This window comes from Sphingobium cupriresistens LL01, assembly GCF_001046645.1.
GTDB classification, from domain to species: Bacteria; Pseudomonadota; Alphaproteobacteria; order Sphingomonadales; family Sphingomonadaceae; genus Sphingobium; species Sphingobium cupriresistens.
In genome coordinates this window covers 1,454,428-1,477,470 of record NZ_KQ130434.1, presented here as the reverse complement: position 1 = coordinate 1,477,470, position 23,043 = coordinate 1,454,428, and the positions used below count along the sequence as shown (strand labels likewise).

The following is a 23,043-nucleotide window of genomic DNA, read 5'->3' as shown; positions in this document are numbered from 1 at the left end:
GCGCTTTACCAATGGGCGATGCGCATGGCAACTTATATAAAGATTTCTTTATGTGCCCTGACTCAGGCAGACCCCGCGCCGGAGACGAGGTGCGACGCATCCACGCCCGCCGCGGCATAGGCCGCCGCCCATTTGCGCCGGGTCGGCACATCGAACAGCAGGTCGGCATCGCCATCGGCCAGGAACCAGCTTTCGCCGTGCATTTCCTGCTCCAATTGTCCCGCGCCCCAACCGGCATAGCCCAGCGCGACGAGGTAACGGCTTGGTCCACGGCCCTCCGCGATCGCCTTCAATATATCCAGCGATCCCGACAATCCCCATCGGCCGCCGACATGCACCATGTCCTGCCCGCCCCAGTCGAGCGAATGGAGCACGAAGCCGCGCCGCGGTTCGACCGGGCCGCCGCGCAGTACCGGCATGTCGGACACCTGGCTGCCGTCGATATCGAAACTTTCGAGCAGTTCGCGCAGGGTGATGCCCTCCATCTCCTCGCCCACCGCAATGCCCAATGCGCCTTCTTCGTCATGGACGCACAGCGCCACCACCGAATGATCGAACCGCATGTCCGCCATGCCGGGAAGGGCGAGCAGAAAATGCCCGCCATAAAAGCGCGTCTGGGTCATGATACTGAATATAGCCCGCCGCCGCGTCTTGCCAAGGACACATGGTCGCACCGACGGGGCGTCGTGACATATAAGTGGGTCCGCGTCTTGACAGCGGCCCTAGCAGCGCCGACCTCCCGCCCGTCATTAGGCCAGGAGACAGACATGACCATTTCCAAGGGCGATCGCCTTCCCAGCACCACCTTCACCCAGATGACGGAGAACGGCCCCGAAGCAGTGCTGTCAGACGAGTATTTCGCCGGCAAGACCGTCGCTATCTTCTCGGTACCAGGCGCCTTCACGCCGACCTGCTCGGCCAAGCATCTGCCCGGTTTCATTGACAAGAGCGAAGCGCTGCAGGCCAAGGGCGTGGACGAAATCGCCTGCACCGCGGTCAACGACGCCTTCGTCATGGGCGCTTGGGGCAAATCGGCTGGCGCGGAGGGCAAGGTCACGATGCTCGCCGACGGCAATGGCGATTTCGCGCAGGCGGTAGGCCTGATCATGGACGGAAGTAAATTTGGCCTCGGCCAGCGCGGCCAGCGCTTCTCGATGATCGTCAAGGATGGCGTCGTCGCGGAACTCAATGTGGAGGCACCCGGCGACTTCAAGGTTTCGTCTGCGGAACATATGCTCGAACAGCTCTGATTTTTCAGCGAGATGCGCAGCGGATTTCAGGTCTGCTGCGCATCTTGCACGCGGCGTCTTCCTTCCGTCATGCAAAGACGGTAACAGGGGGCGATGACACAAAGCATCGGCAGCGCAACGGTCACGCAACTTGACCGTATTTACCGGACATCCATCGAAAATCTGCGCGAGGCCATGCGCGCTTATGCTCGCGACGGCAGCGTCCCGTCGGCGACCGCGAAGGCCGACCGGCGTTATTGTTATCCTGAATTGCGGATCACTTATCATGGCGACAGCGACGCGCCGCCGCCGGGCCGCTCCTTCGCCCGCCTGTCCAAGCCGGGCCGTTACGCCACTACAGTCACCCGACCCGCCATGTTCGCCGATTATCTGGCCGAACAGATCGACCTGCTCGTCCGCGACTATGGCGTGGATGTGGAAGCGGGACTGAGCGAACAGCAGATTCCTTTCCCCTATGTGCTCGACGGGCTGGACATGAGCGCGCTCGACGGCACGCCGCCGACTGAACTGGCGCGCCATTTCCCCGCGACCGAACTGGCCGAGATCGGGGACGAGATCGCCGACGGACTCTTCACTCCCGATGCCGACGGAGACCGGCCGCTCGCCCTGTTCGACGGGCTGCGCACCGACTTCTCGCTGGCGCGCCTCAAACATTACACCGGCACCCCGGCCGACCATGTGCAGCGCTACATATTGTTCACCAACTATCACCGCTATGTCGATGAATTTGTTGCCTGGGCCTGCGATGAATTGCAGCAGGAGGGGAGCCGCTACACCGCCCTGTCGGGCGCAGGCGGCGTCTATGTGACCCCGGAAACCGCCGATCCGGCGCGGATGATCGCCGACAGCGCCTGGCGCAGGCATCAGATGCCGGCCTATCATCTGATCGCGCCGGACCGCAGCGGCATCACTCTGGTCAATATCGGCGTCGGCCCCTCCAACGCCAAGACGATCTGCGACCATCTGGCCGTCGTGCGTCCCGAAGCCTGGCTGATGATCGGCCATTGCGGCGGCCTGCGTCCCAGCCAGCGGATCGGCGACTATGTGCTGGCCCACGCCTATCTGCGCGACGACCATGTGCTGGACGAAATGCTGCCGCCGGAAATTCCGGTGCCGGCCATCGCCGAAGTGCAGGTCGCCATGGCGCAGGCGGCCGAGGCCGTTTTGGGACAGGGCGACCCGGAGGATTTCAAGCGCCGCCTGCGCACCGGCACCGTCGTCACCACCGACGACCGCAACTGGGAATTGCGCTATTCCAGCTCCGCCCTGCGCTTCAGCCTCTCGCGCGCGGTCGGCATCGACATGGAATCGGCCACCATCGCCGCCCAGGGATACCGCTTCCGCGTCCCCTACGGCACCTTGCTGTGCGTGTCCGACAAGCCGATCCATGGCGAATTGAAGCTGCCGGGGCAGGCCAATCGCTTCTACGAAGAAGCCATCGCCAGCCATTTGCGCGTCGGCATCATGACCTGCGAACTGCTGCGCGAGGAAGGCGCCAAGCTGCACAGCCGCAAGCTGCGCGCCTTTAACGAACCGCCGTTCCGTTAAGTGATCTAAGCCGCTTCCTGCCAGATGCTGATGCGGTCCTTGCCGTCCTTCTTGGCGGCATAAAGGGCCGCGTCCGCCCGTGCGACCATATCCTCCAACTGCGTGTCGGCGGCGGTCATTTCGGCCACGCCGAAACTGGCGCGCAGCCATACGTCGGGAAAGCCCGGCAGCGCCAGATGGCCCACTTCCACGCGCACCCGCTCCATCACCTCGGCAGCGGCGGCGGCGCTGCTGTTCATCAACAGCAGCCCGAATTCGTCGCCGCCCATCCGTCCCACCACATCGCCGCGGCGCACCGCGCTGGTCAGCAGTTGGGCGAATCCCTTGAGCGCCTGGTCGCCCGCAATATGGCCATGGCCATCATTCAGCGCCTTGAACCCGTCGAGGTCGCACACGACCAGCGCCAGCGGCAGGCTCTGCCGCCGGGCCAGGGCCATCGCCCGACCCGCGGCCTCGTCCAGTCCGCGGCGATTGAGCACCTGGGTCAGCGGATCGTGGCGCATCTGCGTGCGCAGTTGCTGGGCCAGGTCGCCCGCGACCACCAGCACCGCCGTGACGGCGGTGGCCACATAGATGGTCGGCATGAAGATGCTGAAGATCAGGCGGTAGAGATCCTTGCCGATTTCAGGACCGCGAATCAGCATGGCCGACCCCGCCAGCGCGAACTGGACGATGACGAAGGCCAGCAGCGCAAGGAAGAACACCAGCTCCGGGGGCGTGAAGGAGCGATCCCTGGGCCAGAGCGACACGGCACTGACCGCCAGCAACCCGCCGACATAGGCGGGAATGATCAGGCCCTGCATGATCTGGCTACCGACCGGGCCGATGGCGAAGGCCATCGCCAGGATCACCAGCATAGCCGGGACAACGAAACCGGCCAATCGCAAAGGCTTGCCGGATCTTTGGCGGATACCTATGGCCAGCAAAGATCCGCTTATGATCAATCCCACGCCGGTGACGATGAACCAGCCGGGACTTTTCAGAAAAAAGCCACAGGCATTGGCCGTCCATTGCACCATGCCCATGGCATAGGAGGCGGTCCATGTCAGGACATGGCGTTGCCGCCCGAAATGCAGCCACGCCACAGTCAGCGCGACAGTCATGACGGCAGCGGTGCCGAATAACAGGGATAGGAGAATGGCTGCCGCGTTCATGCGGCAGCCATTTACCAAGATTTACTCCAGCTTACCAGCCACAAGACTTGCCTTTATTTTGCGTAATCAACCACTTCTGCAATGGCGCGAAATAATTGACCAGCGCCTTGCCTGACATTTCGCGGCTGCCGGTAAAGGCCTGGAGCGCATCGGGCCAGGGCTTTGACGCGCCCATCTGCAACATCGCGTCAAGCTTCGCGCCTACAGCCTTGTTTCCATAGAAAGAACAGCGATGCAGCGGCCCTTTCCATCCCGCCTGCTTGCACGCCGCCTCATAGAATTGAAACTGCAACACCCGCGCCAGGAAGTAACGGGTATAGGGCGTGTTGCCGGGAATATGATATTTGCCGCCGGCGTCGAACTTCGTCTCGTCGCGGGACACGGGCGGTACGATGCCCTGATATTGCAGGCGCAGGTCGGTCCAGGCCTTTTCATACTGGTTCTGCGGAATCGATCCGTCGAACACGCCCCAGCGCCATTTGTCGATTAGAAGGCCGAAGGGCAGAAACGCGACCTTGTCCATCGCCTGGCGTAGCAACAGGCCGGTATCCTTGTCCGCGCCCGGCACCTTGGCGGGATCGAGCAGGCCGATCTTCACCAGATAGTCGGGCGTGATCGACAGAGCGACGAAATCGCCGATAGCCTCATGGAAACCGTCATTTGCGCCGTCCAGGTAGAGCGGCTTCTGCACCTGATAGGCGCGCTGATAATAATTATGACCCAGCTCATGATGGATGGTGACGAAATCGTCGCCATTCACCTTGGTGCACATCTTGATGCGGATATCGTTCTTGTTGTCCAGATCCCAGGCCGAAGCGTGGCAGATCACTTCCCGGTCGCGCGGCTTGGTGATCTGCGACCGATCCCAGAATGTCTGCGGCAGCGGCTCGAAACCGAGCGAGCTATAGAAGCCCTCGCCCGCCTTCACCATCTTGACCGGGTCATAGCCCTTGGTCTTGAGCAGGTCGGTGGTGTCGAAGCCCAGATCCCCTGCGCCCGCCGGCGCCACGACATCATAGATATTGCCCCATTCCTGCGCCCACATATTGCCCAGCAAATCGGCGCGGATCGGGCCGGTTTTGGATTGCACCGCATCGCCATATTTTTCGTTCAGCTTGGTGCGGGTATAGCAATGGAGATCGTCATAGAGCGGCTTCACTTCCGTCCAGATCTTGTCGGTCAGCTTGGCGAAATCGTCGGCGGGCATGTCATATTTGGATCGCCACATCGCGCCGGTATCCGCAAAGCCCAATTCCTTGGCTCCTGCATTGGCGATGCCGACCAGCTTGGCGTAGTCGGTCCGCATCGGCGCGCCGACATTGTCGTGCCAACTAACCCACATTTCCTTCAACTCTTCGGGATTGCGGTTCTCCCCCATCTGCTCTTCGATATCGCTGCCGTTGATCGGCTGGCCCTTGAGCGTTCCCTTCCCCTTGCCATAAGCGGACTGGAGCTTGGTCGCGAGATCGTTCAATGCCTCGGCTGCGCCCGGCGTCGTGGGTGCAGGCAGCGTCAGCGCGGTGCGCAGCAGCGTCAGCCGCCGCTTGGTTTCCTCGCTCAGCCCCGGCGCGGTCGCGAACTTCGCGGCCTCCAGCGCATAATCGACCCGCTGTTTTGTATCGATCGCGCCGAAATAGGACGCCATCGCGTCGGTATCGTCGGTGATGTAGGTCGCGTTGATCCACGCCGCCCGGCCGCTGACGATCGACTGGTCAAACAGGGTCTTTTCCGCATTGGTCAAAAAGGCTTCCGCTTCGGCCGCGGTCGGCGTGGCGGCTGCGTTCGCGGACGCGGACTGCTGCGCCATCACCGGCGAAGCAACGAGGGCGGCCGCAAGCGCGGCCATCGATATAACGATTTTCATGGATATCCCCTGATCGGTTATGGCGGGGAAGGTGACTTGGCTTGGCGATACAGTCAAGCGGTCAGGAAATCGACCATCGCCTGCCCCAATTCCTTGCGGGTGACGGCGTTCATATGGTTGCCCGGCACTTCGACATAGCGTCCATCCGGCAATATCTCGGCCAATTCCTGCGCCACGCCATTATCGCGGTCGTCCGCGCCGCAGATCACCACGCTGGGCTGCTGGAAACCCGCGATCGTCGCCTCGTCGGTATCGACGAAGGTGTTGAGGATATGAAGCAGCGCCACCGGATCGCCCCTGGTGGTCTTCAGGAACGCCTCGGTCATCCATTGCGACGTGCCCCGCTCGAACGTGCCAAGGTTGGTCAGCACATTGCGATAATAGCCGCCATTGTCGAGCGTCTTGACCAGCCCACGCAGCCCCATCCCCGCCAGGATCACGCGCCGTGGTGTGGCCCCGCGCGCCAGCATCCGCACCGTCGTCCGCGCGCCCAGCGAATAGCCGCCCAGATCATAATCGGTCAGGCCAAGTTGCGCGATCAGCCCCAGATTATCGTCGGTCAGCGCATCGGCCGGATAGGCGGCGGGATCATGCGGCTTGGCGCTTTCCCCATGGCCGCGCAGGTCCGGCAGGATCAGGCGAAAACCCGCCTCCACCAGCTTTGCGGCATGGCCGTAGCGGATCCAATTGGTGAAGGCGTTGGAGAAATAGCCATGGATCAGGACGAGGTCGCGGGCGCCCTCTGTCTTGGCCCCCACCATATGCACCGCGATCGGCAGTCCGTCGAAACCCTTGATCTCATGGCGTTCGATCGGCAGGTCGGTCATCGGGGCATTCCTCTTGGGCTGGGACGCCTTGCCGATATGGCGTCATCCCCGGCGGCGCAAGAGCGCGATCTGTCAGTCGGAGCAGGATGGTCGATCCGTCAAACCTGCGATCAACGGGGCAAAGGGCGTGTCGGCGCAACGGCGGACCAATTTTCTGTCCGCCGACATCAGCATCGTTTCCAGCATTTCGGCCGAAGCAAGAAAGAAGCAGTCATAGGCGGGATGATCGAGCGCCAGACTGATCTCCATCGCGCGATCGGCAAGTCCAGCCGTCGGGATCAGATCGATAATGTCGGGTAATATGGCGACAGCTTCCCGCGCCTGCGCCGCATCGATTCACGCGCGCACCTTCTTCCACATGACATTTGCAAATTCGGGCACCAACAGGTCGGGCGCCATCAGTCGGCGGGGCAAGAGCGTCAGTGCAATGGCTGTTTCGTCGGGCAGCACGGAATCGTCGCTGCCGATCACCCAGCGGGCCGCAACGCTGGTATCCACCACCAGCATCAGGGGCGATCGTCATCCCGGAGCAAATCTTCAGCGGGTGTTTGCCGCACAAGTTTTGGCGTCATGGCGTGGATGGTTTCCAGCCGCGCCAACATGCCGCTCAGGCGCTCGCCCGTCATCGGCTTTCCGCGCGTCAGAGCATCACGTAATTCCGCTTCCAGCGAACGCTGGTTGCGCACAGCCAATTCGCGATACGCCGCGATGACATCATCGTCGAGATTGCGGATCAGCACCTGTCCCATATCGCCATGCTATCATGATGATAGCATGGCGGCAAGGAAGCCGAATTAGCCCTTCTTGAGGTGGCGACGGCCGAGCAGTTCGGCGATCTGCACCGCGTTCAGCGCCGCGCCCTTGCGCAGATTGTCGCTGACGCACCACAGGTTGATGCCGTTTTCGATCGTCGAATCCTCACGCACGCGGCTGATGAAGGTCGCGAAATCGCCCACGCATTCGATCGGCGTGATATATCCGCCGTCCTCGCGCTTATCGACCAGCATGATGCCCGGCGCTTCGCGCAGGATATCCTGCGCTTCCTTCGCCGAAATCTCATTCTCGAACTCGATGTTGATCGATTCCGAATGGCCGACGAACACCGGCACGCGCACGCAGGTCGCGGTGACCTTTACCTTGGGATCAAGGATCTTCTTGGTTTCCGCGACCATCTTCCATTCTTCCTTGGTCGACCCATCGTCCAGGAAAACGTCGATATGCGGGATCACGTTGAAGGCGATCTGCTTGGTGAACTTCTTCGGCTCGGCCGGATCGCCGACGAAGATGTTGCGGCTCTGCTCGAACAGTTCGTCCATGCCCGCCTTGCCAGCGCCCGACACCGACTGGTAGGTCGAGACAACCACGCGCTTGATCTTCGCGGCGTCATGCAACGGCTTCAGCGCCACGACCATCTGCGCGGTGGAGCAGTTGGGATTGGCGATGATGTTCTTCTTCTTGTATCCGTCGATCGCGTCCGGGTTCACTTCCGGCACGATCAGGGGGACGTCCGGGTCCATGCGATAAAGCGAGCTGTTGTCGATCACGACGCAACCGGCCGCCGCCGCCTTGGGCGCATAGATTTCGGTCGGGCCGCTGCCCGCCGCGAACAGGGCGATGTCCCATCCGGCGAAGTCGAAATGCTCGATATTCTGGCATTTGATGGTCTTGCCGGTCTCACCAAAATCGATGGTCAGGCCCTGCGACCGCGACGATGCGACCGCTGCAATCTCGTCAATCGGGAACTCGCGCTCGGCGAGAATGGTCAACATTTCGCGGCCCACATTACCGGTGGCACCAACGACGACGACCCTATAACCCATGACTAAACACTCCACTCCAACGGAAATATTGCGGAGTTGGCGCCATAGCGATACTGGGCGCGTTGTCCAGAAAGAAGGGCTTGTCCGTTCGTAAAAGCCTCTTCTTGTTTGCAGAATAACTGAAAGTATCAGCCCGCTCCATGTCGCTCACCTCCTTGCCGCCCCTGCCCGACCAATGGTTTCACAGCTTCGCCTTTCCCGATGGTGCGCGTGTCGATGGCATCAAGCCGCTGGAATCCTTGCAGGAGGAAGCCGACCTGATCTTTCCCACCCCACTGGCCGGTAAGCGCGTACTCGATATCGGCGCATGGGACGGCTTCTTTTCCTTCCAGGCCGAACGGCGCGGCGCAGCCGAAGTGCTGGCGACCGACCATTTCTGCTGGTCGGGTCAGGGATGGGGCGACAAGCGGGGCTTCGATCATGCCCACGCCCGTTTCGGGTCGCAGGTCCGCTCGCGCGACCTCGACGTCGCCGACCATCGCGTCGCTGACCTTGGCCAGTTCGACATGGTGCTGCTGCTGGGCGTCCTGTATCATGTCACCGACCCCTATCTCACGCTGGAGGCCGCCGCCGCGATGAGCCGCGATCATCTGGTGATCGAAACGGTAACGGCGCTGCGACATGAACCGGTGCCCGCGATGCGCCTGTTCACTGAACTGGAACTGGACCGCGATCCAACCAATTTCTGGGCGCCCAACATCCTGGCGCTGCGCGAAATGTGCGTGCGCTTTGGCTATTCGCGTTTCCAGGTGCTGCCCGAAGCGCTCGACAATCAGGGCTGGCGGAAGTTGGCGATGCCATTCCGCAAAAAGGACCGCTATCGCCGGGCGATCTTCCACGCCTGGCGATAGCGTCTGGCGTCATCAATCGGCCGGGCCACCCGCATGTTCAGCCAGGAAATGCCCGATCGTCTTCCACAGGTGGACGCTGATGCCCGGCCCGCCGACGCGATGGGTCTGGCCCGGATAGGCCATCATCTCGAACGGCGCAGCTGCGCTCTGCATCTTCGCCATCAACGCGGTCGCATTGTCGAACACGACATTATCGTCGGACATGCCGTGGATCAGCAGCAGCGGATCGGCGATCTTTACCGCCTCGTCCACCGCGCCCGACGCCGGATAGGCGCTGGCCTTGTCCTGCGGCTGGCCCAGATAGCGTTCGGTATAATGGGTGTCGTAAAGTTCCCATTTGGTCACCGGCGCGCCCGCCACCGCCGCGGCGAACACGCCCGGCGCCTTCTCCAGCAGCTTCAAGGACATATAGCCGCCATAGGACCAGCCATAGGTCGCGATCCGCTGAGGGTCCACGAACGGCTGCGCCTTGAGCCACTCCACGCCCTTCAACTGGTCATCCACCTCGACCGTACCCATCGCGCGATACAGATGATCCTCGAACGCCTTGCCGCGATCAGGCGTACCGCGATTGTCGATGGCGAACACGATCCAGCCACGATCCACCAGATATTGGTTGAGCGCGCCTGACCATATGTTCGTCACCTGCCGCCCGCCGCCCGGACCGCCATAATGGATCATGAACACCGGGTAGCGTTTCCCCGCCTCCATCTTAGGCGTCATGATCTTGGTGTACAGCGTCGTCCCGTCCGCCGCCTTCACCGTGCCGAACACCGTCTTCACATGGCCCGCGACATAGGGCGCATAGGGGTGGCTGCCCGTCAGCGCATTTTCCGACAGCCATTGCAATTGCTTGCCGCTGCTGTCGGCCAGATAGACCTGCTTGGGCTGGTCGCTATTCTGGCGCGTCACCACCACCCGGCTCGCCGCGCCGTCCATGACAGCGTCGTTCCACCAGCCCCTGGCCGTCAGCGCCCGCGCCTGCCCGGCCTTGGCCAAGGCCGTCACATATAGTTGCTGCTCCAGCGGCGTTTCGCGATTGCCGGTGAAATAGACCAGCCCCTTCTCCTCATCCACGCCCACGACATCGCGCACTTCCCAGTCGCCGCTGGTCAGCGCGGTCCATTTCGCGCCGCGCACTCGATAGAGATGCCCATGGCCGCTCTTTTCCGACCACCACAGGAAGCTGCCGTCCTTTAGCGCATGGAAATTGTTCGACAGGTTGATCCAGCTTTTCGCCGTCTCGGTCAGCACCACCCGCGCCTTGCCCGTAACAGGATCGACCGCCAGCAGGTCGAGACGCTTTTGGTCGCGGCTCTCCCGCGGCACATATAGCGTCTTGCCGTCCTTCGACCAATCGACGCGGGCGAGGTAGATGTCCTTCTCCGCGCCCAGATCGACCTTCACCTGGCCCGACCCATCGGGCTTCATGACATAGAGGTCCACGATCGCGTTGGGCGTGCCGGCGGCGGGATAGCGCTGTTGATAGACTTTCGTCCCCTCGCCGCCGATCGCGGTGCGGGTTACGATGCCGACCGGGCTTTCATCGACGCGGGCGACCGCGATCCGCGCATCGTCGGGCGACCACCAGTAACCGGTGCGCCGGTCCATTTCCTCCTGTGCCACAAACTCCGCCGTACCCCAACTCAGCGTGTCGCCGGCACCCTGCGTAACTTGCCGTTCCGCGCCGCCGATCGGCTGGGTGAACAAATTGCCGCCGCGCACGAAGGACACAAAGCCGCCCTTGGGACTGACCACGCCGTTCAGTTCGCCGTCGGGCGTATCGGTCAGCCGCATGACCTTCCCGTCCAGTCCGGCGAGGTACAGGTCGCCATCCACCGGCACCAACAGGCTCTTGCCGTCAGGCGCCCAGTCATAGCTGGTGATGCCCGTGCTCCCCGCGACGCTCCGATCGCGCTCCCGCTGCATCTTCTCCGCTTCGGAAAGCTCGGCGCCGCTGCCGGTCTTCTTCGAATCGACCAGCATCCGTTCCGCGCCGGTCTTGCTGTCGATCGCCCACAGGTCGAGCCGTTCCTTCTCGTCGGCGCGGGGCTTGAGCAGCGTCACCAACGATCCATCCGGCGACAATTTCAGCGCGCGCGGCAGCGGCCCGGCCAGGTCGGGGCTGGCGAACACGCGCTCCAGCGTGAGCTGTTCCTGCGCGCTGGCGGGAAGTGTGGAGAGCAGCAGCGCACCAAAGGCCGCGCCGGCTTTCAGATAGGGGGGCATAATTGTCCTTTCCGGTCGGCGCGCAAACGCACCGAATGATAGCGCGGATTTAGCGCCACACATTAGAAAAGATCAATGCCGGGAAATTATCTGTCCTGCCATGATCGCCTGGATCATGGTGGGCGCGGCAGGGATTGAACCTGCGACCCCACCCGTGTGAAGGGTGTGCTCTACCACTGAGCTACGCGCCCCTGTAAGGAGGAGGCGGCCTTTGGCATCGGCCGCGCGCCCTGTCAATATCCTGGGATCGATTTGACGCAAAAGCGTTTTCGCGCGGCCGCATCGCCCTCTATAAGGGGCTGTGGAAATTACGGAGCCAGCCTTGATGTCAAAGTCTCTTGCCCTGCTGATCGCAAGCCTGCTGCTCACGGCGCTGGCCGCCTGCAATACGGTGCAGGGCGTGGGTCGGGACATCGAATCGGTCGGACGCGCCGGCAAAGACGCGATGCACTGACGAATTATTGGAGGATGCGGCTCATCGCCGTCATATTCTTGCGCAGGCGCACGCCGTCGCAATCCGGCTCGCCACATTCGCACACTTCGATGGTATAACGCACGCCACACATGACCAATATGTCATGGTCGAAGGAATAGTTGGAGATGCCCGCTCGCTCGACCTTTTCCTGCGCCCTGGCCTTGAGAGTCATGCGTGTCCTCCCCCTAATCTGTGGGACGTGGATAATTGATGTTGCGATGCACAATGTCAATTGATGGACATTTGTTCCTGAACAATTTGTAAGAATATTGTCGCTGAAATGACACGCTTCGCCCCATCGCCACCCCTGACTTGCACGCGACGGCGCAGCGTCCCATATGCCGCGTCATGAACGACCAACGCAGCTCGTCCATGCCCGTCTGGCATGGCACCACCATCATGTCAGCCCGCAAGAATGGAAAGGTCGTCGTCGCCGGCGATGGCCAGGTGTCCATGGGCCAGACCGTAATGAAGCCCAATGCCCGCAAGGTCCGCCGGCTGCACGACGGCAGCGTAATCGGCGGCTTCGCCGGCGCCACCGCCGACGCCTTCACCCTGTTCGAACGGCTCGAAGCCAAGCTGGAGCGCCATAACGGCCAGTTGATGCGATCCGCGGTCGAACTGGCCAAGGACTGGCGCACCGACAAATATCTGCGCAACCTGGAAGCGATGATGATCGTCGCGGACAAGGATGTCACCCTGATCCTGACCGGCAATGGCGACGTGCTGGAGCCGCTGAACGGCGTTGCCGCGATCGGTTCGGGCGGTAATTTCGCCCTCGCCGCCGCGCGCGCGCTGATGGAATATGAGGAAGACGCCGAAACTCTCGCCCGCAAGGCGATGGCCGTCGCGGCCGACATCTGCGTCTACACCAACGACCAGTTGACCATCGAAACGCTGGACAGCGCCGCCTAAACTAAAAAAGCCCCTCCCTTGAAAGGGAGGGGGGAGTCTTTTAATGAACGACAACCTGACCCCCAAAGCCATCGTCGCCGCGCTCGACGCACATATCATCGGCCAGCAGGACGCCAAGCGCGCCGTTGCGGTCGCGCTGCGCAACCGCTGGCGCCGCCAGCACCTGTCCGCCGATTTGCGCGACGAGGTGACGCCCAAGAATATCCTCATGATCGGGCCGACGGGCTGCGGCAAGACCGAGATCAGCCGCCGCCTCGCCAAGCTGGCCGACGCCCCCTTCGTCAAGGTCGAGGCGACTAAATTCACCGAGGTCGGCTATGTCGGCCGCGACGTCGAACAGATCGTCCGCGATCTGGTCGAGGAAGCTGTGCGGCTGGAGAAGGACCGCCGCCGCGAAGCCGTGCGCGAAGCCGCCTCCGAAGCCGCCATGGCGCGGCTGCTCGATGCGCTTACCGGCAAGGAAGCGAGCGAAGCCACACGCCTCTCCTTCCGCCAGAAGATCGAAGCCGACCAGATGAACGAGGTCGAGGTCGAGGTCGAGGTCGCCGACAGCCCCTCCATGCCGATGGAAATCCCCGGCATGGGCGGACAAGTCGGCATGATCAACCTGTCCGACATGATGTCCAAGGCGTTCGGCCAGCAACAAAAGAAGCGCCGCAAGATGCGCGTTGCCGAAGCCTGGGACAAACTGGTCGAGGAAGAGCAGGACAAGCGACTGGACCAGGACGACGTCGCGCGCACCGCGATCACCAGCGCCGAGCAGAATGGCATCGTTTTCCTCGACGAGATCGACAAGATCGCGGTCAGCGATGTGCGCGGCGGCTCCGTCAGCCGCGAAGGCGTGCAGCGCGATCTGCTCCCGCTGATCGAGGGCACGACCGTCGCGACCAAATATGGCCCGCTCAAGACCGACCATATCCTCTTCATCGCGTCGGGCGCCTTCCACGTCGCCAAGCCCAGCGACCTGCTGCCCGAACTCCAGGGCCGCCTGCCGATCCGCGTCGAGTTGAAGGCGCTGACCGAGGAGGATTTCGTCGCCATCCTCTCCGATACCAAGGCCAGCCTCGTCGCCCAATATCGCGCGCTGCTGGCGACCGAGGAGGTGACGATCGACCTGACGCCCGACGGCATCCGCGCCGTCGCGAAGATCGCCGCCGACGTGAACAGCGAGATCGAGAATATCGGCGCCCGCCGCCTCCAGACGGTGATGGAAAAGCTGCTGGAGGATGTCAGCTTCGAAGCCGAAGACCGCCGCGGCGAAACGCTCGTGATCGATGCGGTCTATGTCGAGAAACAATTGTCAGCGGTCGCTCACGACACCGACCTCAGCAAATATGTTCTGTAATTAGGCGAAAACGGGATGAGAGGGGAAGCCATCCTCTCATCCCGCTCCGATTTACCAAATTTCCGTTCGCTCGAAACGAACGATCTACTGATTAAAAGTCAGTTGCTCAGTAACTACGCCCAACCAGCACGCGCTCCACGGCCTGCCCGCCGGTGAAGATACACGCGCCGTCCGCTGCGTCCGCATCCAGCGGCACGTTGCGCAGCGTCAGCTTCTCGCCCTTGAGCCACTGCACCACCTTCTCCAGCGCCTCGCCGGTCGGCCTGGCCCACTGGACCAGCGCCCAGCCGGGCCTGGCGCTGGCGTTGAAATAGGCTTTCAGCGCGTCGAGCGTGCCGATCGAGCGATCGATGCTGCCGTCCAGTCGGCCTTTGGCGTCGGCGAAGAGGGACGCCTGAATATCCTCCAGCATGGCGGTTGCGCCCGTCACGAAATCGCCCTTGGCGACGATCTGGCTGTCGAGCTTGCCATCCTCGCGATAGAGGCGATCGCGGCGGATCACCGATACATTGCCGCCGGCGACGTCACGCCCGCCGACCTCGATCACGATCGGCGCGCCCTTCTTCACCCAGCCCCAGCGCTTGGTCGCGGCCTTGGCCGGCCGCTTGTCGAGCAGCGCGCGGACCGGCTCGCGGAAGGCGTCCAGCTCATTGAGGGACGCCACCAGTTCGCCGCAATAATCCAAAATCGCGGCGTCCTCGTCATTGTCGCGCAGCATCGGCACCACGACGACCTGATAGGGCGCGACGCGCGGCGGCACGCGCAGGCCATCATCGTCGCCATGGACCATGATGAGGCCGCCGATCATGCGGGTGGACATGCCCCAGCTGGTCGTCTGCGCCAGCTCTTGGCTACCTTCGGCATTCTGGAACTTTATATTCTGCGCCTGGCTGAAAGTCGTGCCCAGGAAATGCGACGTGCCCGCCTGCAGCGCCTTGCCATCCTGCATCATCGCCTCGATCGAATAGGTCGCAACGGCGCCGGGGAAGCGTTCATTCTCCGGCTTCTCGCCCGCGACCACCGGCAGGCCGACGCACTCCTCGGCGAAGCTGCGATAGACTTCCAGCATCTTCATCGTCTCTTCCATCGCCTCATCGACGGTGGCGTGCGCGGTATGGCCCTCCTGCCACAGGAACTCGCTGGTGCGCAGGAACATGCGCGTGCGCATTTCCCAGCGCACGACATTGGCCCATTGGTTGATCAGCACCGGCAGGTCGCGCCAGCTCTGCACCCAGCGGCTGAACGCCGCGCCGATCACGGTTTCGGACGTCGGCCGCACGACCAGCGGCTCTTCCAGCTTCGCGTCGGGGTCGGGCACCAGCTTGCCATCCTTCTGGATCAGCCGGTGATGGGTGACGACCGCCATTTCCTTGGCGAAGCCGTCGACATGCTCAGCCTCCTTCTCGAAATAGGAGAGCGGAATGAACAGCGGGAAATAACAGTTTTCATGCCCTGTCGCTTTGATCCGCGCGTCGAGCAGCGCCTGAATACGCTCCCATATGCCATAGCCCCAGGGGCGGATGACCATGCAGCCGCGCACGCCGCTTTCCTCGGCCAGGTCGGCCTCCGAAATGACGGCCTGATACCAGGCGGAAAAATCCTGTTCGCGGGTGACGGAAAGGGCGTGTTTCACGGGATCGAAAACCTGACGTAAAAAGGGAATGGCGCGCCATAAGCCAAAGGCGGCGTCCCTGTCGACCCCCGACGACAGGGCGCGTGCCGATCGGCGGCGCGTCAGGCGGTCGCCGCGCCCATCTCTTCCAGCCAGGCCTTCGCCTGCCTGGGTTCGCCGACCGCATCGGCCGCGGCGGGACCGCGCGCCGCCATGAAGCGCTGATGCAGCGCAAAGGGCTCCAGCCCCAGCGTATCGCGCATCCCGTCAATCTCGTCCGCCAGTTCCCCCAGCGCCGCTATGACGGGCGCGACGCGCGTGCGCGCGACCTTGTCCTTCTGATGGTCGAACAGGCCCCATTGCCCGCTCGCCGCCACCCGCAGGGCCGCGATCAACGCATCGCGATACTCAGCCTCCACCTCTTCTCGGCGGACGTCCAACCGTTCCAGCCTGTCCGCCTTCGCCATCGCTTCAGGTCAGCTTGTCGATCTTGGCGTTGAGCGCGGCGAGCTGGGCCTTCAGATCGTTGATCTCGTCGTCCTTGCTGCCATCGGTCGCCGCCGGGGTGACGACGGGGGGTGGCGTCATGCCTGGCATTCCAGGGATACCCGGGATCCCCGGGATACCCGGCATCCCCGGCACGCCATTGCCGAAGGCGCTGGCCGCCGCTTCGAACATTTGCATGTTGCGCTTGGCGATATCGGCCAAAGGACCGCCGCCGAAGGCGCCCTTCATAGCTTCCTGAAACTGCTGCTGGTTTTTGCGGAATGCGTCCATCGACGCCTCCAGATATTGCGGCACCATCGATTGCATCGAATCGCCATACATGGCGATCAACTGGCGCAGGAAGTTGACCGGCAGCATATTCTTGCCGCGCTGCTCCTCCTCCATGATGATCTGGGTCAGGACATTATGGGTTATGTCCTCGCCGGTCTTGGCGTCGACCACGGTGAATTCGCGTCCTTCGCGCGTCATCTGCGACAAAAGGTCCAGCGTGATATAGCTTGAAGTTTCGGTATTATAGAGCCGCCGATTGGCGTACTTCTTGATAACGACCGGCTCCGATTCATTAGCGGTCTTAGATTTGGCCATGGATTCCTCTCCCACACCTGAACATCTCGCATTAGCACAGGGCGATGCCGCACCGCAACATGGGCCGCGGCCATTACCCCTTTTTCTCAATATTTTATGGCGCGAAACGGAGGGAAATCCTGACCTGCGCCGCCGCGCGTTTCAGGGGTTGCGTAAATATCAGGACGCCGCCCGCCCCGCCGCCCCGCCGTCCGCGCCTTGCGTCGCCACCGCCGGCCCTGCCCGATTGCTGCAGCATGGTGCGGAAAATGGCCGTTCCCCGGTTGTTTTCATCCCTTCGCTCATCAATCCGCCGCGCGTGCTGGACCTGTCGCAAAGCCGGTCCTTGCTGCGCCACATGGTTGCAGCGGGCCATGACGCGCACCTGATCGATTGGGGCACCCCCACATCGCAGGACGCTATGCTCGGCCTCGATGGCCATGTCATCCATCGGCTGCTGCCCCTTCTCGCCACGCTGCCCCGCCCGCCGATCCTGGTCGGCTATTGCCTGGGCGGCAGCCTGGCGCTGGGCGCAGCAGCCATGGCCGCCTTTCCCGCGGTAGCGAGCATCGCTGCACCCTGGCGGTTCGATGCCTTCCCCGCCGCTGATCTGCAATTGATCGGAGGCTTGTGGAACGGCGCGCGGGCGATGAGCGAGCGGATCGGCTATGTCCCCATGGAGGTGCTCCAATCGGGTTTCTGGGCGATGGACCCGGCCCGCACCATTCGCAAATATGCCGCCTTCGCCGACATGGAAGCAGGGTCGGACGCCGAACGCGCCTTCCTGGCTGTGGAGGATTGGGCCAATGGCGGCGCACCGCTGACCTTCGCGGCGGGGCGCGATCTGTTCGATCATTTCTACGCCGGCAATGTCAGCGGCCGTGGCCAATGGCGCATCGATGGCCGCCCCGTGGACCCTGCCGCGCTCGATTGCCCGACCCTGTCGATCGTGTCGACCAGCGACCGCATCGTGCCCGCCGCCGCCGGCCCTCGCTTGCGCGAAGAACGCAGCCTTTCGCTCGGCCATGTCGGCATGGTGGTGGGTGGCGGCGCCCGCGAAACGCTTTGGGAACCGCTGTCCCACTGGCTTTTCAGCCATGGCGGTTGATGCTATTGCGCCTGCGAAAACAACCACCGGAATCGAGGATCAAGCCTTTGTCAGACATCGTCATCACCGCCGCCAAGCGCACCGCCGTCGGCAGCTTCATGGGCGCTTTCGGCTCGACCCCTGCGCACGAACTTGGCCGCCAGGCGATCATCGCCGCGCTCGCGCAGGCGGGCGTCGCGCCCGATGAAGTGGACGAAGTGATCCTGGGCCAGGTATTGGCCGCCGGCCAGGGCCAGAACCCCGCGCGTCAGGCCGCCGTCAACGCCGGCATCCCGGTCGAACGCACCGCCATCGGCCTCAACCAGCTATGCGGTTCGGGCCTGCGCGCCGTCGCGCTCGCGGCGCAGGCGATCCGCGCCGGCGACGCCAACATCATGGTCGCGGGCGGCCAGGAAAGCATGTCGCTCGCTCCCCATGCGCAATATCTGCGCGCCGGCAGCAAGATGGGCAATGTCAGCCTCATTGACACGATGATCCATGACGGCCTGACCGACGCCTTCAACAATTATCATATGGGCATCACGGCCGAAAATCTGGCCGAGAAATATCAGATCAGCCGCGAAGCGCAGGATATCTTCGCCGTCGCCAGCCAGAACAAGGCCGAAGCCGCACGCGCATCGGGCCGCTTCGCCGACGAAATCGTGCCGGTTACGATCAAGGGGCGCAAGGGCGACACCATCGTCGATGCCGACGAATATATCCGCGCCGGCGCCACCATCGAGGCGATGGAAAAGCTCAAGCCCGCCTTCAAGAAGGACGGCACCGTCACCGCCGCCAACGCTAGCGGCCTCAATGACGGCGCCGCCGCGCTGGTGCTGATGACCGCCGATGCCGCCGCCAAGCGCGGCGCGACCATCCTGGGTCGCATCGCCGGCTTCGCTACCTGCGGCGTCGATCCGGCGATCATGGGGATCGGCCCCGCCCCGGCCAGCCGCAAGGCGCTGGAAAAGGCCGGCTGGTCGGTCGCGGACCTCGACCTGATCGAAGCCAATGAAGCCTTCGCCGCGCAGGCTCTGTCGGTCGGCCAGGAACTGGGCTGGGACGCCGAGAAGGTCAACGTCAATGGCGGCGCGATCGCCATCGGCCACCCGATCGGCGCGTCGGGCGCGCGCGTGCTGACCACTCTTCTCTACGAAATGGCCAAGCGCGACGCCAAGAAGGGCCTCGCCACCCTGTGCATCGGCGGCGGCATGGGCGTCGCCATGTGCATCGAACGCTGATCGCCTGACCTGCCAAAAAAAGGCGGCCGCTCCCACCAGAGCGGCCGCCTTTTTCATGTCAGCCATTCTTCGCGCCGGCTCGACACCGATCGGAACAATAGACGACATTGTCCCAATTCTGCTCCCACTTCTTGCGCCAGGCAAAGGGGCGCTGACACACAGGGCACATCTTGGTCGGCAGATCGCGTTTGGCAACTCCGCGTGGCATATGGTTCGTTCCCTTGGAGCCTTATGGCTTTACATTCAGCCGTTCGCTTCGAGCGAAGTCGAGAAGCCTGTAGCGCCATACCCACGTTGCTCGACTTCGCTCGAAACGAACGGAACAAGATGGTTCGACATAACGCCGTCAAGGCCTAGGTGCTGTCTGCATTTAGAGGATTCCGTTTGCTGATGAGTTCTCTTCAAGGTCGTCGATGCGATCGGCCTGCCGCTGCGAATCCATCCAACATCGGGGCAATATGGCGATTGCCCACAGTCCGAGGCGCTCCTGTCCGGTTTGCAGGTTGGCCATGTCATCGCCAATGACCTCGGTGCAACCGCATGCGTCGCGGGTCCATGCACTACATCATTATGAACCCCGGTGGCGCACTCTGCCTCCATAACGGCGGCCTGTTGCCGCCGCCGGGGGCGGTGCGTACCGGGGCTGGCGGCCTGCCGACGATGCCGGACTGGACGCCGGGCGAGGAGGGCGCGCGCCAATGTTGCGAATTTTGTCGATAAGGCCAGCTATTATCCGACCGCCCGCAACCTGCCCTCGATCGAGGGGACGTCGCGATAACCTTGCCCGGCTGGATGAAAGTCTGCGCGATATGCGTGCTGGTAGCGGACCGCGACCCTCGCGGTGATCTCTGACACCGACGGTCTCTCTGCGGCAAAACGCCGTATGTCAGCGAATGGCGCATCACATTATAAGCCGCGCCAGTTGACGTCCATACGCTTAAACTCCCATTCAGACGGAAAGCCATAAAGGCGCATGAGCGGCAGAAAGGCCCAAGCCCCGCCGTTTCATCTTTCAAGGGAAACTTTTCATGCCGCTTGCGATCGTATCGAGACTGTTCGTCCTGACTGCCCTGTGCGCAGCCACTTCCCCTGCAATCGCGCAGGCGGGCGATCCGGTCAAAGGGAAGACGGTGTTCGCACGCTGCGCGCTATGCCATGATGTGAAGGCAGGGCCGAAGAAGATGGGTCCGTCGCTCGCCGGGATATTCGGCCGCACGTCGGGCACCATGGCGGGCTTCACCTATTCGCCCGCGATGCAAAAGGCGAAGATTCGCTGGGACGCCAAGAGCATCGATACCTTCCTGACCAAGCCGAGCGGACTGGTGCCGGGCAACCGCATGGCCTTTGCCGGCGTGCCCAACCCGGTCGACCGCGCCAACCTGATCGCCTATTTGAAGGCCGAAGCCAAGTAAACGACTGCTAGATCCCGCCCGCCGTCACGGTCCAGCCGCCGCGTTCCAGCGCGGCGCCGAGATCGGCGGCGCAGGCGTTTAGCGTCGTCGCATCGGTCGAACGAATCACGAAATTGGCGCCGGTGCGGCCTTCGCGGAAAAAGGGATAGCTGCCGATCTGGCAATCCTCATGCGCGCGTTCGGTCGAGGCAAGCAGGTCGGCGATCTCGCTTTCGGCCACCCAGCAGCCGATCGTCGCGGACAGCAGCGGCAGGCCGCCTTCCAGCGTGCCGGTCAGGCTGTCGAGCATACCAGCGGTGATATAGGGCACGCCGGCCATGATGAAGATATTGCCATGGCGGATGCCGGGCGCGCCGGACATGTGATTTTCGATCAGGTCCGCGCCAGCAGGCACCCGCGCCATACGCAATCGCGCCTCGGTCAATCCGCCGCGGGTTTCATAATAGCCGGACAGAATGGCGCGCGCACCTTCGTGGATTTCCACCTCCACACCCAGCGCCGCGGCAATCGCGTCCACCGTGATATCGTCATGAGTCGGGCCAATGCCGCCGGTCGTGAACAGATAATCGTTGCGCGCGCGCAGAGCGTTGACCGCCTCGACAATCGCGTCCTGCACATCGGGCACGACGCGCACTTCGCGCAGGCGAATACCCTGGACGCCCAGCCAACTGGCGACTTGGGCGATATTCTTGTCCTGGGTGCGGCCAGAAAGGATTTCGTCGCCGATCACGATCAGCGCTGCGGTCCAGATGCGGGTCGGATCGGCCATGCGCCAGCCCATAGCCTGCCCCGGACGCCCTGCCTAGTCGCCCTCTCGCATTATGCCGCTATTACGCCTATAAATAGGGCATGACCGACTATATGACGATGACGGCCGATGCGCCGATTTCCCGCTCCGCTGCGATCAAACTGTATGACGAATCCGGTTTCGCCGGTATGCGCAAGGCCGGGCGGCTCGCCGCAGAGATATTGGACGCGCTCGTGCCGCATGTCGTGCCGGGCGTCACCACCGGCGAACTGGACGACATCGTGCGCCGCATGTCGCTGGACGGCGGCGGGGTGCCCGCGACCCTGGGGTATCGCGGCTATACCCATAGCTGCTGCATCTCGCTCAATAATGTGATCTGCCACGGCATTCCAGGCGACCATCGACTGAAGGACGGCGATATCCTGAATATCGACGTCACACCGCTGGTCGATGGCTGGCATGGCGACACCAGCCGCATGTTCATAGTCGGCGACGCCGCGATCAAGGCGCGGCGGCTGGTCGAAGTCACCTATGAATGTCTGATGCTGGGCATCGAGCAGGCCAAGCCCGGCAATCATCTGGGCGACATTGGCTATGTGATCCAGCGGCACGCCGAAAAGCACCGATATGGCGTAGTGCGCGATTTTTGCGGCCATGGCCTGGGCCGAGTGTTTCATGACAGCCCCGAAGTCGTCCATGTCGGCCGTCCCGGCACCGGCCCTGAACTGCGCCCCGGCATGTTCTTCACGATCGAGCCGATGATCAACATCGGGAAGCCCGGCGTGAAGATGATGGACGATGGTTGGACCGCGGTGACGCGCGACCGGACTCTGTCGGCCCAATTCGAACATAGCATCGGCATCACCGAAACAGGCTGCGAGATATTCACCAAGAGCCCTGCGGGCCTGGACTGTCCGCCTTACGCGCTCTGACGATCGGAACACTGCCCAAAAAACGGGCAGAGAGTTATGATATTGCCCTGAATCCGGGCAATATGGACAAAGATTGCTGCATCGCCGAAAGCATGTCCTAGCGATTCGCCACTTGGCACGGTAATTGATTGTTAAGGGGAACGGCGCCGGCCTTGGGGGGCATGACGATCGTTCCCTCAAGGAGAGAGGAATGCGGGTCGCCCCCGCATTCTGTGCGTGCGTCATGGGTTGGGATTACGAGTGATGAAAAAGATCGAAGCGATCATAAAGCCATTCAAGCTGGACGAGGTGAAGGAAGCGCTCCACGAAGTGGGCGTGTCTGGCATCACCGTAACCGAGGCCAAGGGCTTCGGCCGCCAGAAGGGGCATACCGAACTGTATCGCGGCGCAGAATATGTCGTCGATTTCCTGCCCAAAGTGAAGCTGGAGGTCGTTGTCGACGATTCGCTGGCCGACCGCGTGGTCGAGGCGATTTGTTCTGCGGCGCAGACCGGTCGCATCGGCGACGGCAAAATCTTCATTTCCGCGGTCGAAGGCGCCGTGCGTATCCGCACCGGCGAGCGGGACAGCGACGCGATCTGATTTAACCAATTTTCGCCGAGCCGGGCGGGAACAGACTTCAACTGCCCCTTCGGGGGGGTATTTTTGAGAGAAGGGCAAAA

The 23,043-nt window shown here is 62.7% G+C and carries 26 protein-coding genes, 1 tRNA gene and 2 pseudogenes; 13 read left to right on the top strand and 16 right to left on the bottom strand.

The annotated features are described in order from the left end of the window. Window positions 1–62: 62 nt before the first annotated feature. Complete coding sequence (locus tag V473_RS07240; protein WP_066602015.1) at window positions 63–623, bottom strand: YqgE/AlgH family protein; 561 nt, start codon at window positions 621–623, stop codon at window positions 63–65. A 144-nt stretch (window positions 624–767) separates the two neighbouring features. Between V473_RS07240 and V473_RS07235 the strand changes: the two genes are divergently transcribed. Beyond that, window positions 768–1,250, top strand: a complete 483-nt coding sequence (locus V473_RS07235) for a peroxiredoxin (RefSeq protein ID WP_066602012.1) — start codon at window positions 768–770, stop codon at window positions 1,248–1,250. Between the two features lie 93 nt (window positions 1,251–1,343). Further along, a complete protein-coding gene (locus V473_RS07230) occupies window positions 1,344–2,798 on the top strand; it encodes an AMP nucleosidase (protein ID WP_066602010.1) in 1,455 nt (484 codons plus the stop codon). 5 nt (window positions 2,799–2,803) lie between these two features. Here the strand turns inward: V473_RS07230 and V473_RS07225 are convergent, their stop codons facing one another. The 7 genes from V473_RS07225 to V473_RS07205 form a co-directional block, all read right to left on the bottom strand. After that, window positions 2,804–3,952 (bottom strand): GGDEF domain-containing protein, encoded by a 1,149-nt coding sequence (locus V473_RS07225; protein ID WP_066602008.1) that lies wholly within the window; start codon window positions 3,950–3,952, stop codon window positions 2,804–2,806. A 31-nt stretch (window positions 3,953–3,983) separates the two neighbouring features. Beyond that, the gene (locus V473_RS07220) at window positions 3,984–5,816 is read right to left on the bottom strand and encodes a M2 family metallopeptidase (RefSeq protein WP_066602005.1); all 1,833 of its coding nucleotides are present in this window, start codon (window positions 5,814–5,816) and stop codon (window positions 3,984–3,986) included. 53 nt (window positions 5,817–5,869) lie between these two features. After that, window positions 5,870–6,643 carry an alpha/beta fold hydrolase gene (locus V473_RS07215; RefSeq protein WP_066602003.1) on the bottom strand — a complete coding sequence of 258 codons (774 nt, stop codon included), beginning with the start codon at window positions 6,641–6,643 and terminating at the stop codon, window positions 5,870–5,872. 72 nt (window positions 6,644–6,715) lie between these two features. After that, complete coding sequence (locus V473_RS23480) at window positions 6,716–6,892, bottom strand: PIN domain-containing protein (RefSeq protein ID WP_148648340.1); 177 nt, start codon at window positions 6,890–6,892, stop codon at window positions 6,716–6,718. Between the two features lie 87 nt (window positions 6,893–6,979). After that, window positions 6,980–7,150 (bottom strand): type II toxin-antitoxin system VapC family toxin, encoded by a 171-nt coding sequence (locus V473_RS23475; protein ID WP_148648339.1) that lies wholly within the window; start codon window positions 7,148–7,150, stop codon window positions 6,980–6,982. Continuing rightward, a complete protein-coding gene (locus V473_RS07210; protein ID WP_066602001.1) occupies window positions 7,150–7,392 on the bottom strand; it encodes a FitA-like ribbon-helix-helix domain-containing protein in 243 nt (80 codons plus the stop codon). The genes V473_RS23475 and V473_RS07210 overlap by 1 nt, the downstream gene beginning before the upstream one ends. Before the next feature lie 45 nt (window positions 7,393–7,437). Then, the gene (locus V473_RS07205) at window positions 7,438–8,463 is read right to left on the bottom strand and encodes an aspartate-semialdehyde dehydrogenase (RefSeq protein ID WP_066601999.1); all 1,026 of its coding nucleotides are present in this window, start codon (window positions 8,461–8,463) and stop codon (window positions 7,438–7,440) included. Window positions 8,464–8,603: 140 nt separating this feature from the next. Here V473_RS07205 and V473_RS07200 point away from each other — a divergent pair, with 140 nt between their 5' ends. Then, on the top strand, window positions 8,604–9,314 hold the full coding sequence (locus V473_RS07200; RefSeq protein ID WP_066601991.1) for a class I SAM-dependent methyltransferase: 711 nt from the start codon (window positions 8,604–8,606) through the stop codon (window positions 9,312–9,314). A gap of 12 nt (window positions 9,315–9,326) precedes the next feature. Here V473_RS07200 and V473_RS07195 read toward each other — a convergent pair whose 3' ends face one another. Both V473_RS07195 and V473_RS07190 read right to left on the bottom strand, forming a co-directional pair. Next, window positions 9,327–11,543, bottom strand: a complete 2,217-nt coding sequence (locus V473_RS07195) for a S9 family peptidase (RefSeq protein WP_066601989.1) — start codon at window positions 11,541–11,543, stop codon at window positions 9,327–9,329. A 116-nt stretch (window positions 11,544–11,659) separates the two neighbouring features. Beyond that, a tRNA-Val gene (locus V473_RS07190) sits at window positions 11,660–11,734 on the bottom strand. Between the two features lie 134 nt (window positions 11,735–11,868). On the opposite strand from V473_RS07190, the gene V473_RS07185 reads away from it, so the two are divergent. Further along, window positions 11,869–11,997, top strand: coding sequence for an entericidin A/B family lipoprotein (locus tag V473_RS07185; RefSeq protein ID WP_066601988.1), 129 nt, complete (start codon window positions 11,869–11,871; stop codon window positions 11,995–11,997). Window positions 11,998–12,001: 4 nt separating this feature from the next. Here the strand turns inward: V473_RS07185 and V473_RS07180 are convergent, their stop codons facing one another. Further along, a complete protein-coding gene (locus V473_RS07180) occupies window positions 12,002–12,190 on the bottom strand; it encodes a hypothetical protein (protein WP_066601986.1) in 189 nt (62 codons plus the stop codon). Window positions 12,191–12,390: 200 nt separating this feature from the next. Between V473_RS07180 and hslV the strand changes: the two genes are divergently transcribed. After that, window positions 12,391–12,933 (top strand): ATP-dependent protease subunit HslV, encoded by a 543-nt coding sequence (hslV, locus tag V473_RS07175; protein ID WP_201785510.1) that lies wholly within the window; start codon window positions 12,391–12,393, stop codon window positions 12,931–12,933. A gap of 43 nt (window positions 12,934–12,976) precedes the next feature. Continuing rightward, a complete protein-coding gene (gene hslU, locus V473_RS07170; protein ID WP_066601980.1) occupies window positions 12,977–14,278 on the top strand; it encodes an ATP-dependent protease ATPase subunit HslU in 1,302 nt (433 codons plus the stop codon). A 106-nt stretch (window positions 14,279–14,384) separates the two neighbouring features. Here hslU and proS read toward each other — a convergent pair whose 3' ends face one another. The 3 genes from proS to phaR form a co-directional block, all read right to left on the bottom strand. Next, complete coding sequence (gene proS, locus V473_RS07165; RefSeq protein ID WP_066601979.1) at window positions 14,385–15,911, bottom strand: proline--tRNA ligase; 1,527 nt, start codon at window positions 15,909–15,911, stop codon at window positions 14,385–14,387. Window positions 15,912–16,012: 101 nt separating this feature from the next. Beyond that, window positions 16,013–16,357 carry a hypothetical protein gene (locus V473_RS07160; protein WP_066601977.1) on the bottom strand — a complete coding sequence of 115 codons (345 nt, stop codon included), beginning with the start codon at window positions 16,355–16,357 and terminating at the stop codon, window positions 16,013–16,015. Window positions 16,358–16,361: 4 nt separating this feature from the next. Beyond that, complete coding sequence (gene phaR / locus V473_RS07155; protein ID WP_066601974.1) at window positions 16,362–16,982, bottom strand: polyhydroxyalkanoate synthesis repressor PhaR; 621 nt, start codon at window positions 16,980–16,982, stop codon at window positions 16,362–16,364. On the opposite strand from phaR, the gene V473_RS07150 reads away from it, so the two are divergent. Both V473_RS07150 and V473_RS07145 read left to right on the top strand, forming a co-directional pair. After that, window positions 16,981–18,069, top strand: coding sequence for an alpha/beta hydrolase (locus V473_RS07150; RefSeq protein ID WP_244884346.1), 1,089 nt, complete (start codon window positions 16,981–16,983; stop codon window positions 18,067–18,069). The two genes, phaR and V473_RS07150, sit on opposite strands and share 2 nt — an antisense overlap. A gap of 47 nt (window positions 18,070–18,116) precedes the next feature. Next, the gene (locus tag V473_RS07145) at window positions 18,117–19,289 is read left to right on the top strand and encodes an acetyl-CoA C-acetyltransferase (RefSeq protein WP_066605265.1); all 1,173 of its coding nucleotides are present in this window, start codon (window positions 18,117–18,119) and stop codon (window positions 19,287–19,289) included. Between the two features lie 58 nt (window positions 19,290–19,347). Here V473_RS07145 and V473_RS22820 read toward each other — a convergent pair whose 3' ends face one another. Next, window positions 19,348–19,497, bottom strand: a complete 150-nt coding sequence (locus tag V473_RS22820; protein WP_082679002.1) for a DUF2256 domain-containing protein — start codon at window positions 19,495–19,497, stop codon at window positions 19,348–19,350. A gap of 189 nt (window positions 19,498–19,686) precedes the next feature. Between V473_RS22820 and V473_RS22815 the strand changes: the two are divergent. The 3 genes and pseudogenes from V473_RS22815 to V473_RS07140 form a co-directional block, all read left to right on the top strand. Beyond that, window positions 19,687–19,812: pseudogene (locus V473_RS22815) on the top strand (IS5-like element IS711 family transposase); the annotation flags it as partial. A 19-nt stretch (window positions 19,813–19,831) separates the two neighbouring features. Next, window positions 19,832–20,064 (top strand): annotated as a pseudogene (locus tag V473_RS22810) (deoxyribodipyrimidine photo-lyase); the annotation flags it as partial. A gap of 253 nt (window positions 20,065–20,317) precedes the next feature. Further along, entirely contained in the window at window positions 20,318–20,701 is a 384-nt protein-coding gene (locus V473_RS07140) for a c-type cytochrome (protein WP_066601967.1), read from the top strand. A 7-nt stretch (window positions 20,702–20,708) separates the two neighbouring features. Here the strand turns inward: V473_RS07140 and V473_RS07135 are convergent, their stop codons facing one another. Continuing rightward, window positions 20,709–21,470: a competence/damage-inducible protein A gene (locus V473_RS07135; protein ID WP_066601964.1), complete on the bottom strand. Its 762-nt coding sequence runs from the start codon at window positions 21,468–21,470 to the stop codon at window positions 20,709–20,711. 80 nt (window positions 21,471–21,550) lie between these two features. Here V473_RS07135 and map point away from each other — a divergent pair, with 80 nt between their 5' ends. Together map and V473_RS07125 are read left to right on the top strand one after the other, a co-directional pair. Then, window positions 21,551–22,381, top strand: a complete 831-nt coding sequence (gene map / locus V473_RS07130; RefSeq protein ID WP_066601959.1) for a type I methionyl aminopeptidase — start codon at window positions 21,551–21,553, stop codon at window positions 22,379–22,381. Window positions 22,382–22,624: 243 nt separating this feature from the next. Beyond that, window positions 22,625–22,963 (top strand): P-II family nitrogen regulator, encoded by a 339-nt coding sequence (locus V473_RS07125; RefSeq protein ID WP_066601956.1) that lies wholly within the window; start codon window positions 22,625–22,627, stop codon window positions 22,961–22,963. Window positions 22,964–23,043: the final 80 nt, after the last annotated feature.